Genomic DNA, 15,826 nt, shown 5'->3' on the forward strand with positions numbered 1-15,826 from the left:
AGATTATATTGGTAAATTTGTTCCCAGCTAAAATCTGGATCTGTAGCTGTATTATTGGGATTTAAGCTACCCAATAAAAGTTAAATTCGCTTGTAAAATGAACTAAAAAGCCCCTAAAAAAGAGGCTTAATAATCGATACAATCATCTATAAATAATGTCTATCTTTGTTACCGGAAAAACCTCAAGTCTTGTGTCTAAGCATCGCAACGGTAACAATTCAAAAATTATAATTTAAGAAAATAATCGTAGATTTCTGGCACATTACCGTTCCCCATGCCTGCATCAACAGCTGCCTGAAGGTGAGCCGAGGTGCCCTCGGCGATTTTAGCTGTAGTGCCTAAATCTTTGACCATCTCAAGGAAATAACCTAAATCTTTGTTGGCATTATTGATAGAGAAGCCCAAGTCACTCACACCATCAACCGCGTAGTTTTTACAGAAACCCATAAATGGTGAATTAGACGGGCCAGTCGACATAATATCGAAAAGTTGTTGGCGATCTACACCAGCGCGTTCTGCAACTGCAAAAGCCTGAGACATAGCAGTCACAGTGGTCATGCCGATGAAGTTGTTGATGAGTTTAGTTGTATGTCCCGCACCTAACGCGCCAAGATAGAAGACATTTTCACCTTGCATATCAAGAATAGGTTTAACTTTATCGAAGGTAGTTTGGTCGCCAGAAGCCATGATGTTAAGAAGACCATCTTTAGCATGAGCTGGGGTGCGTCCAAGGGCAGCATCGATCATACCAGCACCTTTGTTAGCCAAGTCAGCACCAATTTTACGCGTTGACGCTGGTATTGATGTACCAAAATCAATCAATACTGCACCTTCTTTGATGCCGGCTAATATGCCATCGTCAGCATAAACTAACTTTTCAACCACATTAGAAGTTGTTAAGCAAAGCATAACAATGTCACATGCAGCTGCTAGTTCGGCAGGAGAGGTTGCCTCAGTAGCACCGCGAGCAACTACAGCCGCAACTGCATCCTTATTAAGGTCCATTACAATGGGTTCAAAGCCCTTCTTTTGAAGGTTTTCAACCATGTTACTGCCCATAAGGCCAAGGCCAATGAAGCCAATGGTAGGTTTTGTCATAAATAATTCCTATTTATAGTGATTTTAGTTTGCTGTTCGTTATGTGCTTTGGTTTATCACCGACACAACGGAGTATTTCCAATTTGTTTAGAGACTAATAGATGTTCTGTTTTATTGACGTAACAAATGCCTACCCAATTAAAATAACCCTATCGGCACGCCGCATATTAGCTACCCACGGCATAAAACCGGAGGTAGCTGTTTAGCGTTCTAATATTGGGTATTTCACTTTATTTTTTTAGGTTTTAGAAGCGGTAGCTGGCACCAAGTGTAATACGGCGTTCTGTCAAACCTTGGTAACAAAGCAAGCCTCCTTCATTCACACAGGATTGGGTAATATCAGATTCGGTGAGGTTGACACCTTCAATTCCAAGATTCAATTGCTCATTCACATCATAACTAACGCTGGCATTAAGTTGACCTCTATCCTCTTGAACAACTGGGAATCCCCATGGGAAGCTAGTGGTACTACCAAAATCTTCTGAGCGATACGCTTCACGCCAGGTATAACGTGCACGAGCTGAGAGACCATATTTTTCATAGTAAAGTGTAAAGTTATAAGCATTTTCAGACAAATCAGTCAGTCCCTGTACACGAGTGACATTGATATCTTCGATGCCTGTTGTTAAAGCAAATATATCATTAGCGCGACTAGTCGCGGTATCGAATGCCTCGCCACCAGAGAACTCTTGTTTCGTATAGTTAACAATTGCACCAAACCCAGATGCCCAACCCAAGTCATCTTCAAAGCCTGAAAGGTCATATTGAACCGCTATTTCAATCCCCTTTTGAGTGGTTTCCCCTGAATCATTGATAGTTGTGGAGAAAGGAACACATACCCCCACTCCAGTATCCGGTCCAAATACATTGATATCTGCAATCGGGTTAAAGATTCCACCACCCTCACATGGATCGGTTACGTCACGATATCCCGTTTCTGAATCTTCAAAGGGGTCTTCTTGTTGAGTCACATGTAGGTCGCTACGTTTTTTATGGAAAATACCGACACTCAACACACTCGCTTCAGCAAAATACCACTCAGCAGAGAGATCAAATGAAGTCACTTCTTCAGGTACCAAATTGGGATTACCTATGGCAACAGCAGGGTTTGGGCTAGTAGAAAATGTAAATGAGGTTGACAGGTCATCAAAATCAGGGCGGCGGATGTCTTTGCCCCAACCAGCCCGTACCACCAAATCGTCACTTATGTCTGCAACTAAATTTAAGCGTGGTAACAAGAAATCATAACTACCAGTTGTGGTTACCTGCGACACCAAGTCATTGCCATCAGCATCTGTGGTTGTGGAATTACCAATTGAATTCACTTCGGTTTCTAAATAGCGCAGTCCAAAGTTGCCACGGAATATACCCTGTTCAAAGTTGGCTTGGGCATAAAGGGCATTTGTCTCTTCTGAAATATCAAAGAAGCCGTCGGAACTTGATGTTGGTGCGTCGATGGCTACAGAACCCCCAATGGTCTCAATAGCCGCCTGTATGATAGCCAAAGCACCATCTGGATCAGAAGCGACCAGTTCTGGGTTAAGCTGAAGATAATCGCGCACATATAGTTCTCTGCCATCCGCTTCATTGAAGTTAGTCGGTCCAGGTACAAGCAGTTCGGCGAAGAGGTCACCAGATGGGCTATCAGACATATTTCTTAAACCAACGCTGTTGGTCACTGTATCTTGTATACTGGTTGTTTTACTGTAGCGATATCCAAAATCGACCGAAGTCACAAAAGTATCTAAGTAATAATTAAAATCCATACGAAAGGCGTCTTCACTGTTTTCGGCTGAACTATTACCTATGGCGACATCACGTAACACCACGTTTGCGGGATCAAGTAATTGCGCACTGGTTGGTGCATTTGCTTCACCCGAGGCGATACCAAAAGCCATTGCACCACCAGTTAAGTCGTACTCAAAAGGCGTACCATTTTCATTTGAATCGTTAGATGTCACGTTTGGATTGATAAAGTTAAGGGTAGTGTTAAAGCTAGGCGTTGTTGTATCGGAACTTGACGATGACGCTTCTACTTTTACTTTAAGGTTATTACCTTGCCACTCGCCACCAATTCTGAATATTTCGCTTTTTGTTAGGCGTGAATTTGTATCACCTGAAAAACGTAGGTTTGGATCGGCATCACCATCTTCAACTGGAATAACCCCCCTTACCGCTGCTTGGATACTGCCGAGATCTTGACCATCTATAGTACCAAAATTAACGGTTTCAAATTCAGTTGGAATCGAAACATTTATCAAATCACTTACGCCCGATGCTTGAATCCTTGAACTTTCTTCTCGGCGTTCCTGATCGTTGATGATGGCATCAAAATAGAACTTAGTATTGTCGTTCGGAGCCCACTCAAATGAAGAGGCTATATTGATGGTTTCAGATTCATAGTTATCGTAATCTTGGACAAAAAATTGTATAGGTAAAAAATGGAATGATTGGGCACTGGCTGCTCCGCTATCTGATGCAACGGAGTTATCTCGATCCGTTCTAGGGCGAAATGCCGTCGCTTCCTGCTCAGCGTAACTGGCACTTATTACTACCCCAAATCTACCTGAATCGGTATCCCAGTTATCGCCATAGGTACCCGATAATCTAGGCTGTAAACCTCCGTCAGTCGAAAGGCTACTATTTTCGCCTTGTACTCTCAGTGTGGCTAAGGTTTCGCCTAGTTGCAGGGGACGAATCGTTCTTAAATTGATGGTTCCACCCACTGAACCTTCAATGGTTTTTGCTTCAGGTGCCTTAATGACTTCTACTGCAGCGATAATACCAGCCGACACATCTTCAAAATTAATTCCGCTGCGACCAGTACCAGAACCTACAGTAGAAACTCCATTAATTTCTGTTCGGTTTGCGTTAGTACCACGGATTTGTACCCCGGTGCCTACACCGGCCGTTCTAGTAATTTGGATCCCAGTTACATTCTCAAGTACTTCAGCTAGGTTTTGGTCTGGTAGCTTACCAATATCTGTAGCTTGTATGACTTCGATAAGGTTAGTTGATTCGCGTTTTTCAAAAAGTGCACTAGAAAGTGCACTACGTATGCCACTTACTTGGATAACCTCGAGCTCTTCATTGGCTGGATTTTCTTGTGCCGAAATTGTTGGGGCTGACAATATCGCAACTATAGCCGCACTGGAAATTGTTGTATTTGATCTACAACTTTTTAATACAGAGCTTATTTTATTCAATTTAGTTTTCATGGGGTCTCCATTTACTTTGTAGTGTTGTGTTTATGTTTTGGCACCTTGTTAAAAAATTGCATCAAGGGGTACGGTAAACAAACCAATTTGTAATATTTATGAGCAACGCTCACTCGGTATTCAGAATTCGACATTGCCAAACTGTTTTGCCTCATATTCGGTTACTAAAGTAATTGAAAAAGCATGAAAACAAAATCGATTTACTAAATCGGTTTATTAAATTAAAATTAACATAATATTACAAAATGTCAACATTCATCTGTTTAGGGATTTTGACGGGATATTACTAAGGTTTTTGGAAGGTTTATTTTCTAGAATAGATCTCAAACTGGCTCAAAGTTGTCTTCTGGAGCAACGCTGCTCTAAGCCCAGTCGTATTGGGCAAACTTACGAAGGCAAAAAATGAAGGTGCAAGCACTATTATTCAAACTCCCCAGCCTATAAAGATATTTACTAAGGTCTATATAGCCAGAAATACTTAGGTAAAACGATTCAATATTTAATCAAGGGGAGGCTAGGTAAAATTTGTTTTAGAAACACTTAGGTTATAGGCTCGAGAGTCGAACAATAATAGTCATAATTGATTTATGGGAAGGGGCTTAAGGGGCATCTTTAAGGGATGTTTACAAACTGTTTAATATCTAGCGCTAGAATAAATTAACAGGCTTTTCACTCTTGATAGCAGGGTACGAGAAGTTGCCACTAAAAGGCAACCTCTCAATAATCAAATAAAGCAGATATTATTTGCTATCAGTATAGTGATAGGGTCCTGTCCAGCTATATAACTTGCCGTTTATTTTAACCTGATGTTGTTGCTTAGCAGATGCATTTACATTGGACAAAATGAACAGGCTGGAGTCACCATTTACATCTGTAATTACAACAGCAGTGTAGTTAGTTTCGTCAAGCACAACCTTCACCTCTGCAATGTTACTGTTAGAATTCACAGACAACTCTGAAACCGGGCTATAACTGCCGTGTGGCTCAATGACAGAGGCAAAAGTGGTGTTGTCGCTGTCTTTTCTGCGGATCATCAAAGCAGCATCTCTACGTAAGTTAAATTCAGGATCATTGGCTCCTAAACGTGTCAGTAACAATTCGTCTGATTTCTCTGTAGCTGACGTCAAAGTGTAGTATTTACCGTTACCCAACCAAGAGAATTGTGTAGAGCCGGTGGAAGGTTTGCCTTTACCTTCTAAGTATAAATGCTGATAGCCGTTCTTTTTACCCAAAGGATGTAAAGAAGTAGGGGAGTCATAGGCAAAATTATTACTCAGTACTTGCCCCATATAATAGAAGGGTAAGTCATACTGATTTTTAGTAGCTGAGTCTATTTTGATAATATCTAGTAGAAAGGGTTTCTCAAAACCAGCGCTTTTTATCACCGCCATAGTTCGGTGCATTTGTGTTCCTGGATAGGCATTGGTTTCTGTTGCACTTACCACTTGTACTTCACTATTGCTGTCATCGTAAAAATACAAATCTGAGTGATGTTGACTGGCAGTTTCGTATTTTCCGTCAAAATGCATGCTTTCGTTCTGCGAGATTGTGTTGTGTGCAATGGTGGTTTTTGCCCAAGTTTTATTCTCTTTTAGATAGTTGCCTCCACCTTTTTGGCCAATGTTTACGAATCGCGCTAGCCCATAATCCTGCAGCACTTCATCGCCTTTTTCATACAGAGAAAAAGAAAGTTTGTCATAGTGACCATGACTTAAACCTTGAGCCGCATATTTAAACACTAATGTTAAGTCTTCATTGCCATAACGAAGTACCCCAACACCACCTTGTTTACCATTAGGGCCATCGGATAAATTAATAGAGTGTTTAACAAAAGGTTGCGTTTTACCATCACGAATGCCAATGGCGACCGCAAGACCTGACTGGTCTAACAGCACCTCATTCTGTTTTTCAGCAATACTTAACAATTGAGGATTTTGAGCGCCGTATTGATAGGCAATATCAACTGCTGTCACTAAGGATGCTGTATAATAGGACATGCCTTTTTGACCATCATTTAAGGGGAAAAACTCACCGTCTGCATCTGATAAATTAAGCAATGCATCCACGCCTTTAAGTAATACATTGTCTTTGTGTTCAAATACTTGCATTTCAGGTTTTGCGTTTTGCATAGCTAATCCAAAAATCAAAAATGGATACATAGCGTAACGTTGGTAATAGGGACCTTCAGTGTAATAACCATCGGGTGAGAAAGGGTCTTCTAAATTGGCCAAGAACCCAGCCTTTTGTCCTGCAACTTTGATAAAGCCACCATCATTGTCCTTTCCGCCAATTTCAAGTCCATCGTCTTCGATACCGTATAGGGCACGTTGCAATAACTCTTCGTCATTCATCACAAGGGCGATCATGCCAACGGCTGCGTTACCCCATGTACTATGATTATGTACGCGGTTATAAAATTGTGGATTGTCGATGGAGATAAAGTCGGCAAAAGGTCGAAACAGGTTATTTTCTAATTTGTCACGCTCTTGTTTACTCAGGGTATCGTAAATTGCGTCATAAGCTTGGCTCATATAAACCAACCAGTTGCTGTCATTTAGGCATTGCCAGAATAATTTACCACGAGCATAAGAGCGCTCTTGGGGGTGAACGGGCAAGTCTTGATACATGGCTTCATACTGAAACAGCATATCTCGTATATATTTTGCATATTTGTCATCTTGCAAAATTTGATATAGCGCGCCAGCTTTTTGCGCGGTAAGGAAATTTATCTTGTGTCTTTGGTGGGTATAACCACCTGAAAAATCTTTTGGAATCGGAGTATCAATTCCAAATGCAATTTCAGCGTCAACTTGCTGCTTTACACTTTGTACTGTGGCATCGAATAAAGGCACTTTGCCTAAGTTTTTCCTAACTTTTTCTATCCCAGCCTTGGTCATAATCAAGTTTGGGTGTGGTTGCGCTTGTAATAATTGCGGAGTGGCAACTGTGACTACAAGCAATAAGAGTGTAGTGATTTTTCTTAGGTGCATTTTAGTGTGTCCTTAATCTAACAATTTCGTAGCTCGGCAGCCTCGAAATTATGATTTTTAGTCAGTGCATGTGCCCGTTGCCACCCATTCAGTATTTGTGTGGTAATAATTATCTTAAGGGCTTAGCCAAATAGAGAATACTTGCATACTCAATCATATGTTTTTGCCGCATATGGTGTTCAAGTATGCAATTATTCGTCACTGTAATTAGGGGGCAGGTGCTGATAACCCTTCAACAAAGTCTTCTCTTGCTGGGCTAAAGGTATCAATTAGAATTCCACCTGTAGGGCAAGTTGCACCATGATCAGCAAATGGCGGCATAAAGCAGCTATCACCGGCTTTTAATATTTTAGTGACACCATCAATATTAAAATGGAATTCTCCTTCTACAACATAAGTGACTTGTGAATGTCTATGCGCATGATTGTAGCCAACCGCACCTTTTTCAAACCAAATTTTCACTGCCATTAATTCTTGGTTATAACCCAACATTTGGCGTTTTAAACCACCGCCAATATCTTCAATTTCAGTCTCGTTACCAAATAAAAAGTGTTCACTTTGGCTCATAATTAACTCCTAGCTTTTAGCAATCAGTGGCCGGTCAATAATGGGATTTAATCTGCCCAATAAAAGTTACACCAGCTTGTAAACAGAACTAAAAAGCCTCTAATTAAGAGGCTTAATAATCGATACAATCATTTATAAATAATGTCTATCTTTGTTACCGGAAAAACCTCAAGTCTTGTGTCTAAGCATCGCAACGGTAACAATTCAAAAATTATAATTTAAGAAAATAATCGTAGATTTCTGGCACATTACCGTTCCCCATGCCTGCATCAACAGCTGCCTGAAGGTGAGCCGAGGTGCCCTCGGCGATTTTAGCTGTAGTGCCTAAATCTTTGACCATCTCAAGGAAATAACCTAAATCTTTGTTGGCATTATTGATAGAGAAGCCCAAGTCACTCACACCATCAACCGCGTAGTTTTTACAGAAACCCATAAATGGTGAATTAGACGGGCCAGTCGACATAATATCGAAAAGTTGTTGGCGATCTACACCAGCGCGTTCTGCAACTGCAAAAGCCTGAGACATAGCAGTCACAGTGGTCATGCCGATGAAGTTGTTGATGAGTTTAGTTGTATGTCCCGCACCTAACGCGCCAAGATAGAAGACATTTTCACCTTGCATATCAAGAATAGGTTTAACTTTATCGAAGGTAGTTTGGTCGCCAGAAGCCATGATGTTAAGAAGACCATCTTTAGCATGAGCTGGGGTGCGTCCAAGGGCAGCATCGATCATACCAGCACCTTTGTTAGCCAAGTCAGCACCAATTTTACGCGTTGACGCTGGTATTGATGTACCAAAATCAATCAATACTGCACCTTCTTTGATGCCGGCTAATATGCCATCGTCAGCATAAACTAACTTTTCAACCACATTAGAAGTTGTTAAGCAAAGCATAACAATGTCACATGCAGCTGCTAGTTCGGCAGGAGAGGTTGCCTCAGTAGCACCGCGAGCAACTACAGCCGCAACTGCATCCTTATTAAGGTCCATTACAATGGGTTCAAAGCCCTTCTTTTGAAGGTTTTCAACCATGTTACTGCCCATAAGGCCAAGGCCAATGAAGCCAATGGTAGGTTTTGTCATAAATAATTCCTATTTATAGTGATTTTAGTTTGCTATGTGCTTTTGGTATATCACATGCTCAACGAGTTAATTTCCAGTCGTATTTAGACTAATGCGTATGCATCTGTTTAATTTACACTATTGGCAACATTATTGGTAATACTATTGGTAATAATATATGTAGTGTTATTGGTAATGTCACTGGTAATAATTTCGGTAAATCTGTAACGTTTTAAAAAATAGTGTGGATTTGTTTAGATTACAATTTGGCTCGAAATCAATTTTGAACCTAACTTCATAGTAGTTATTAGCTACCCCCAGCATAAAGATGGGGGTAGCGTGGCGCCAGGACTGGCGTCTTAGTTTGGAGTTGTCGCTATTGTTATCTAGGTTTTAGAAACGGTAGCTAGCACCAAACGTAATACGACGGTCAGCTAAACCTTGGAAACAAAGGATTGCGCCTTCGTTAACACAAGATTGAGTAACGCCTGATTTATTTAAGTTAATCGCTTCTATACCTAAGTTTAGTTGCTCGTTCACATCATAACTAACACTTGCATTAAGCTGGCCACGGTCATGAGTATAAACTGGGAAACCTAAAGTAGAGTTACGTGATGCACCACCGGCAGTATCGTCGGTACGGAACGCTTCACGCCATGTGTAACGAAGACGTGCTGATAAACCAAACTTTTCATAGTATGCAGTAACGTTATAAGCATTTTCAGAGAAGTCTAGAAGACCTTGTACAGCAGTCACTGTTACAAAATCAGCATCATCATAAATGCCGTTAATGGCATTGAAGATATCAGTACCACGACCCGCAGAAGAGTTGACCACTGATCCACCTTTATATTCTTGGATAGTGTAGTTGGCCATAAAACCAAAACCAGATGCCCAACCTAAATCATCTTCAAAGCTAGATAAATCATACTGAACGGCCATCTCGATACCGGTTTGAGTTGTTTTAGCTGAATCGTTGACTTGCGTCGCTTTATCAACACATGCTCCGACAACGCCTATAGGGGCTAAGAAATCATCGCCTACTGCAATTGGGTTATATATACCACCACCAGAACATGAAGGGTCATTGGTAGCAAAGAAACCATCACCGTCTCTTGATGCAGAATCTAAAGTAGAAACGAATAAGTTACCGATTTCTTTATCAAAGTAACCAATGCTTATAACCGCCGCTTCAGCAAAATACCATTCAGCAGCAATATCTAAAGTAGTGATTTCTTGTGGCTCTAAACCTGGATTACCAATGGACACTGATTGGTTGATATTCGGATCATAAGAAACAGAGGTATTTAAATCTGAGAAATCTGGACGACGAATATCTTGCCCCCAACCTAAACGCAACACAACATCATCATGGGGCGTATAAACAAGGTTGATTTTTGGTAATGTGAAGCTGTAATCACCAGAAATAGTCGTTAACGATGAACCATCAGCTGTGACAGTATTACCTGTTGAATCAACCGTTGTTTTTATGTGTCTTACACCAAAATTACCTACTAGATTTTCAAATTCGAAGTTAGCTTGTGCGTATATCGCCTGTGTTTCCTCTGAAATACTAAAGAAAGCTGAAGATGAAGGCGTTAAATTTGATAAATCAGGTGTTGGATCATGTTCAATCAGTGCTGCTTCTAATGTACTTAATACATAATCTGGGTTGTTAAATGCTAAATCTGGATCGATGATAATAAAGTTACGGACTGCCAACTCACGACCATCAGCGTCACCAAAGTTATCAGGGCCCTGCACTAACAACTCAGAGAATAATGAACCGCTTGGGCTATCAACCATCTTGCTGAAACCACCGATATTATCGCTTATATCGTTAAAAGTACTTTCACGTTTGCTCACACGGAAACCAAAATCAACAGAAGTAATAGGCGAGTCTTCTAAGTAATAAGTGAAATCTGCGCGTACTGCATCTAATGAGTTGTTGGTTTCATTACGACCTATTTGAACTTGGTCTAATACAACGTTTGCAGGATCCAGTAATTCAGCAACAGTTGGAGCGAAGGGTGAATCAAAGTTGATACCAAAGGTTAATGCGCCACCAGTTAGGTCATATATAAATGGGACAGAGTTATCATTACTGGTATCTGAAGTAACATTGCCGTCTTCATCTAAACCATCTAAAGGAGCGTGGGGGTTAATGAAGTTTAAAGTAGAGCTTAGATTTGGGTTAGTTGTATCAGAACTCGCTGATGATATTTCAAAGCTAGCGAACAAGTTATCGCCTTGCCATTCACCACCTAAACGGAAAAGTTGTGTATCAGTTAGGCGGGCTCCGTTATCACTACTAAAACGTAAGTTAGGATCATCGTCATCAACACCAAGCATAGGCTCGATTGTTCCGCGAACGGCTGCTTGGATGCTTCCCAATGACACACCGTCCAAGGATCCATAGTTGACTGTTTCAAATTCTGTCGGTACGGTATAGTCAAGTACTGAGGTTAGACCAGAACCTTGCACACGGGTACTATCTTGACGACGTTCTTGGTCAGTCAAAACAACATCTAAGAAAAACTTCATGTTGTCATTTGGCGCGAATTCAAAAGTCGTTGAAATGTTCGTTGTTTCATATTCGAAGTTTTCGTATTCTTGGTTTAAGAATCCAATACCTAAAAAATCAAAATCTTGACAAGCAGGACGATCAGCTACGTCTTGAGGATCACCACCAGCTCGCACTACAGAGGCATCACAGTTTTCAACTAAACCACCATCACGGTCAACACGTGGACGGAAAGAAGAAGATTCTTGCTTGGTTAAACTGCCACTCATTACAAAACCGAACTTACCGTTATCAGTATCCCAGTTGTCGCCATAAACTGCAGAGAAACGTGGCTGAATACCATCAGTGGTTAAGCTGCTGTCTTCACCTTGCACACGCACATTGATTAATTGTTCACTAAGCTCTAAAGGACGAATAGTTCGCAAGTTAACTGTACCACCTACTGAGCCTTCGATTGTTTTAGCTTCAGACGCTTTAGTCACTTCTACAGCAGCAATGATTGAAGCTGAAATATCTTCAAAGCTAATACCGCCTCGACCTGTACCTGCACCAACAGTTTCAACACCGTTAATTAATACATTGTTTGAGTTTGAACCACGAATTTGCACACCAGTACCCACACCAGCGGTTCTAGTGATTTGTACACCGGTTACGTTTTCTAGTACTTCTGCAAGGTTTTGATCTGGTAACTTACCAATATCTTCAGCCTGAATGACTTCAATTAAGTTAGTTGATTCGCGTTTTTCAAAAAGTGCACTGCTAAGGGCTGAGCGTATTCCGCTAACCTCAATAACTTCTAGATTTTGTTCTTCTGGTTGAGCCTGTTGCGCTGAAACTGTGGGAGCTGCCAACATTGCGACTACAGCGGCGCTGTATATCGCAGAATGTGCTCTGGTACTTTTAAGTACAGAGCTTATTTTATTTAGTTTAGTTTTCATGCGTTCTCCATTCACTATGTAATGAGTTTTAATTGTTCTCTGACATACAACTTGTTTACGTTTTGTTTGGGTTGTAAACAAAATGTTTCAAGCATGTGCCTAAACTAACCAATTAGTGCATGGCATGTCAACGTTTTGTTATGCCAATATAGTCAAAAGTTACATATTTTGTCATACCAATATTTGCTTTGTGTGTTGGTATTGGTAATGTCATCTGGTTGTTTTGAATGCTGGTGTTTTAGTTGTATAAAACTTGGAAGTCTTTGTAAATGCTGCCTAAGCAGCTTTGATAGCCACGTATTGACTATGCTTAGGTGAAAAATTGGTTAGGTAGGATTGGAATAATATAGATAAAAACACTTTATATTATTTGGCCTAGTTTTTTTGGGTGATACTTAGAAAAGTTGCTATTTTGCTAATGCTGTAGCCAGTGTTACATCTAATTAAAAGGCAAAATCATCCCAAAATTAGAATTTTAAGGTGATTTTGCTAAACAATTTAAGTTTGTATTTTGTTAATTGGTTTTACAATTTAACGATTAATTTACCTTTGTTCGCACCTGTTAATAACATATTGAGACCTTCTATCGCTGACTCCAATCCATTTAATACATGAGCGCGGTGTTTTATTTTACCTTGCATGACATAGGGGGTAAGTTTATCAATTAACTCTGGTAATTGACCAAAATGGTCAGGCATAGCAAAACCTTGGATAGTAATACGTTTTTTGATAATGGGGATCCAGTTAGGGCCTGCACTAGGTGTTTCCGCAGTGTAGTCAGATATCATGCCGCACACTACTGCTCTGCCATGTGCATTCATATGCTCAATTACGTGATGTTGAATCGGGCCACCGGTATTTTCAAAGTATATGTCAACTCCCTTAGGTGCTAACTCAGTTAGTTTTGTATCAATATCGTCTGTTTTGTAATTGATTGCGCCGTCAAAACCCAAGTCACTGACTATCCAGTCACACTTTTCGTCGGAGCCGGCGACGCCAATTACGTTTAATCCTTCGGCTTTAGCGAGCTGTCCTACTATTGAGCCAACCGAACCTGCAGCACCACTGACCACTATGGTTTCACCGGCTTTAGGGTGACCAAAGCCAAATAAACCTTGGGTTGCAGTTAAGCCTGGAAGTGCAAAGACCGATAACACCATTTCTGGATCTAATCCAGCTTGGACTTTTCTAAGACCTTCACCAGTGCTAACTAAATACTCTGTCCATCCAGTCATACCCATAACACGCTCACCAACAGCAAAGTCAGGGTGGTTACTTGCTATTACTTCACCTATGCCTGAAGAACGCATGACTTCGCCTAAACCTACAGGTGGAATATAACTTTCTGGATCCGGGCTCATCCAACCCACCATAGCAGGGTCTAGAGACATATGAGTTTGTTTCACCAATATTTGCCCAGGACCAGCACTGGGCATTGGCTTTTGTACAACTTCAAAGAGCTCCGCACCAATAGGGCCAGGGGCAGGGCGGGCAACAAGATTTATAGCGGTAAATGTACTCATATTTAGAACTCCAATGTGTGATTACTAATAGGTAACTCTGTAAGTAAAGCTAGTATTGCTAAATAAAATGGCTAGATATATAGCTGAAAAGCACTATCTTTATTGTTATAAAGACAATAATGAGTCATTAGGTTAAAAATTTGAGAGTGTTATGGATCAATTTCGCGCATTAAGGTATTTCAGTAAAGTTGCTGAAACAGGCAGTTTTACTAAAGCCGCGGCTGTTTTTGGTGTGCCACCTTCTTCCCTATCAAGACGAGTGGCAGATTTAGAAAGCAGTTTAGGTGCAACTCTGTTAAAACGTTCGACTCGTGATGTGAAATTAACTGAAGTTGGCCAGCGTTATAATAGTCAGGTGTTAGATATTCTTAATCAACTTGAACAAAGTAATGAAGCGGTTCGCAGCTACCAAGCAAAACCTATGGGGCATTTACACATTAGTTCGATGGTAGGCTTTGGTGAAAGGATCTTGTTACCACTACTTGATGAATTTAGTCAGCTTTATCCCGAGATAGTATTAGATGTTAGTTTAAGTGATGAGTTATCTGCTTTGAGTCGTGATGATGTGGATGTAGCAATACGCGGTGGGTACGCACCCAATGAAAGAGTATTAGCCATTAAACTTATGGGTAATCAATTTATTCCCGTAGCCGCACCAAGTTATTTAGCTGATATGGGAAACCCGGCACACGCCATTGAACTGAAACAACACAAAGGGCTGTATTTTCGTACGCCTAATGGTCCAACACCTTGGTTAACCTATATCAATAACCAGTGGCACGATGTTTCTGCGCCGCAAGTAGCTGTTTCAAATAGTGGGAAATGGTTAGGTGAATTGGCTGCTCAAGGCAAGGGCATATTGATGGCACCACGCTGGGCAACGGCTCATTACTTAGCAAGTGGTGAGTTGCTAGAGTTAAGGGTAGAGCCACAAGTGCAAATTAACCAAAATAACGATATGGCCGTGTATTTGTTATACCAAAAACAAAGATACTTAGTACCTAAAGTCAAAGCAGTGGTGGATTTTTTGGTGGCAAGGGTGAAGAAATAGTCATTGACAGTTATTTTTTTGCCATATCCTCAAGTCGTTGAATGATTGATTCGGAATATACCGATTGGTAGAGTTGCCGCATGGTGCCATCGAGATAACTTTGTTCTAACGCTTGTTGCCAGCGGGTTGTACGCTTAGTGTCAACATCAAGTGAAAAAGCGAGATAACGTTGGCGTTGGGTTAAAAAAGCAACGGGCACCAATTTGTCTCCCATCTGTTTAGCCTTGGTAATAAAGTCATCTACTCTTAGTTCGCTAACCGGTGTTACATCGGCGCGTCCTAACAATAACATTTGTTGGCAGTCTCCTACTTTATTGGTGAGGATCAAGTTTTTACCTATGTGAAAACCTAATATTTCTATTTCAGCGATAATCGCTGAGTTGCGATAGGCACAGGCGATATATTTTTGGGGAGAGGTCTTAATGTCGGGTTTATTCTGTATCTGCTTTTTTAAACCATACAGTGAAATATGATAACTTTGTAGCGGTCCTACCCATTTAAACCACTTCTCTCGTTCTTCAGTCCGCACTGTTTCAAATAAGGCGAGTCCTGCTTCTTGCCTAGCTATTTTCATTGCTCTTCCCCAAGGCAATATGTTTATCTCACCCGGTTCGTCGAGACGCTGTTGTAATATACGGATCAGCTCGACTGTTACGCCCGAAACCACACCCTCTTCATTTAAATATTCACCTGGTGGGCTATGTTCAGTTAAAAATCTAAGGCTGGACTTGGTTTGAGCAAATGAAACATTTGATGACACTATACTAAGGAGACTCAATAGCCATAACGCGCTAAATGGGTTCTTCATGCCATACCTATTTATCAAACTATGAATTGGGGAAAGTGAATATTAG

At 40.8% G+C, this 15,826-nt stretch carries 9 protein-coding genes; 1 reads left to right on the top strand and 8 read right to left on the bottom strand.

The genetic code is table 11. From position 1 onward, the window contains the following. Nucleotides 1-225 precede the first annotated feature (225 nt). The 7 genes from AAC000_RS07085 to AAC000_RS07115 form a co-directional block, all read right to left on the bottom strand. The gene (locus AAC000_RS07085; protein ID WP_339721333.1) at nucleotides 226-1,098 is read right to left on the bottom strand and encodes an NAD(P)-dependent oxidoreductase; all 873 of its coding nucleotides are present in this window, start codon (nucleotides 1,096-1,098) and stop codon (nucleotides 226-228) included. Nucleotides 1,099-1,343: 245 nt separating this feature from the next. Then, the gene (locus tag AAC000_RS07090; protein WP_339721334.1) at nucleotides 1,344-4,316 is read right to left on the bottom strand and encodes a TonB-dependent receptor; all 2,973 of its coding nucleotides are present in this window, start codon (nucleotides 4,314-4,316) and stop codon (nucleotides 1,344-1,346) included. Between the two features lie 740 nt (nucleotides 4,317-5,056). Then, complete coding sequence (locus AAC000_RS07095; RefSeq protein ID WP_339721335.1) at nucleotides 5,057-7,306, bottom strand: heparinase II/III family protein; 2,250 nt, start codon at nucleotides 7,304-7,306, stop codon at nucleotides 5,057-5,059. Between the two features lie 207 nt (nucleotides 7,307-7,513). Beyond that, nucleotides 7,514-7,876, bottom strand: a complete 363-nt coding sequence (locus AAC000_RS07100) for a cupin domain-containing protein (RefSeq protein ID WP_339721425.1) — start codon at nucleotides 7,874-7,876, stop codon at nucleotides 7,514-7,516. A gap of 208 nt (nucleotides 7,877-8,084) precedes the next feature. Beyond that, entirely contained in the window at nucleotides 8,085-8,957 is an 873-nt protein-coding gene (locus AAC000_RS07105; RefSeq protein ID WP_339721333.1) for an NAD(P)-dependent oxidoreductase, read from the bottom strand. A gap of 372 nt (nucleotides 8,958-9,329) precedes the next feature. After that, a complete protein-coding gene (locus AAC000_RS07110) occupies nucleotides 9,330-12,398 on the bottom strand; it encodes a TonB-dependent receptor (RefSeq protein WP_339721337.1) in 3,069 nt (1,022 codons plus the stop codon). A 524-nt stretch (nucleotides 12,399-12,922) separates the two neighbouring features. Beyond that, nucleotides 12,923-13,921, bottom strand: coding sequence for an NADP-dependent oxidoreductase (locus AAC000_RS07115; RefSeq protein WP_339721339.1), 999 nt, complete (start codon nucleotides 13,919-13,921; stop codon nucleotides 12,923-12,925). 151 nt (nucleotides 13,922-14,072) lie between these two features. Here AAC000_RS07115 and AAC000_RS07120 point away from each other — a divergent pair, with 151 nt between their 5' ends. Next, nucleotides 14,073-14,972, top strand: a complete 900-nt coding sequence (locus tag AAC000_RS07120; RefSeq protein ID WP_339721340.1) for a LysR substrate-binding domain-containing protein — start codon at nucleotides 14,073-14,075, stop codon at nucleotides 14,970-14,972. Nucleotides 14,973-14,982: 10 nt separating this feature from the next. On the opposite strand, the gene AAC000_RS07125 is transcribed toward AAC000_RS07120, so the two are convergent. Next, the gene (locus tag AAC000_RS07125) at nucleotides 14,983-15,780 is read right to left on the bottom strand and encodes a transporter substrate-binding domain-containing protein (protein ID WP_339721341.1); all 798 of its coding nucleotides are present in this window, start codon (nucleotides 15,778-15,780) and stop codon (nucleotides 14,983-14,985) included. Between the last annotated feature and the right edge of the window lie 46 nt (nucleotides 15,781-15,826).

Origin of the sequence: uncultured Paraglaciecola sp. (genome assembly GCF_963977085.1) — a bacterium.
Taxonomy (GTDB): Bacteria; Pseudomonadota; Gammaproteobacteria; order Enterobacterales; family Alteromonadaceae; genus Paraglaciecola.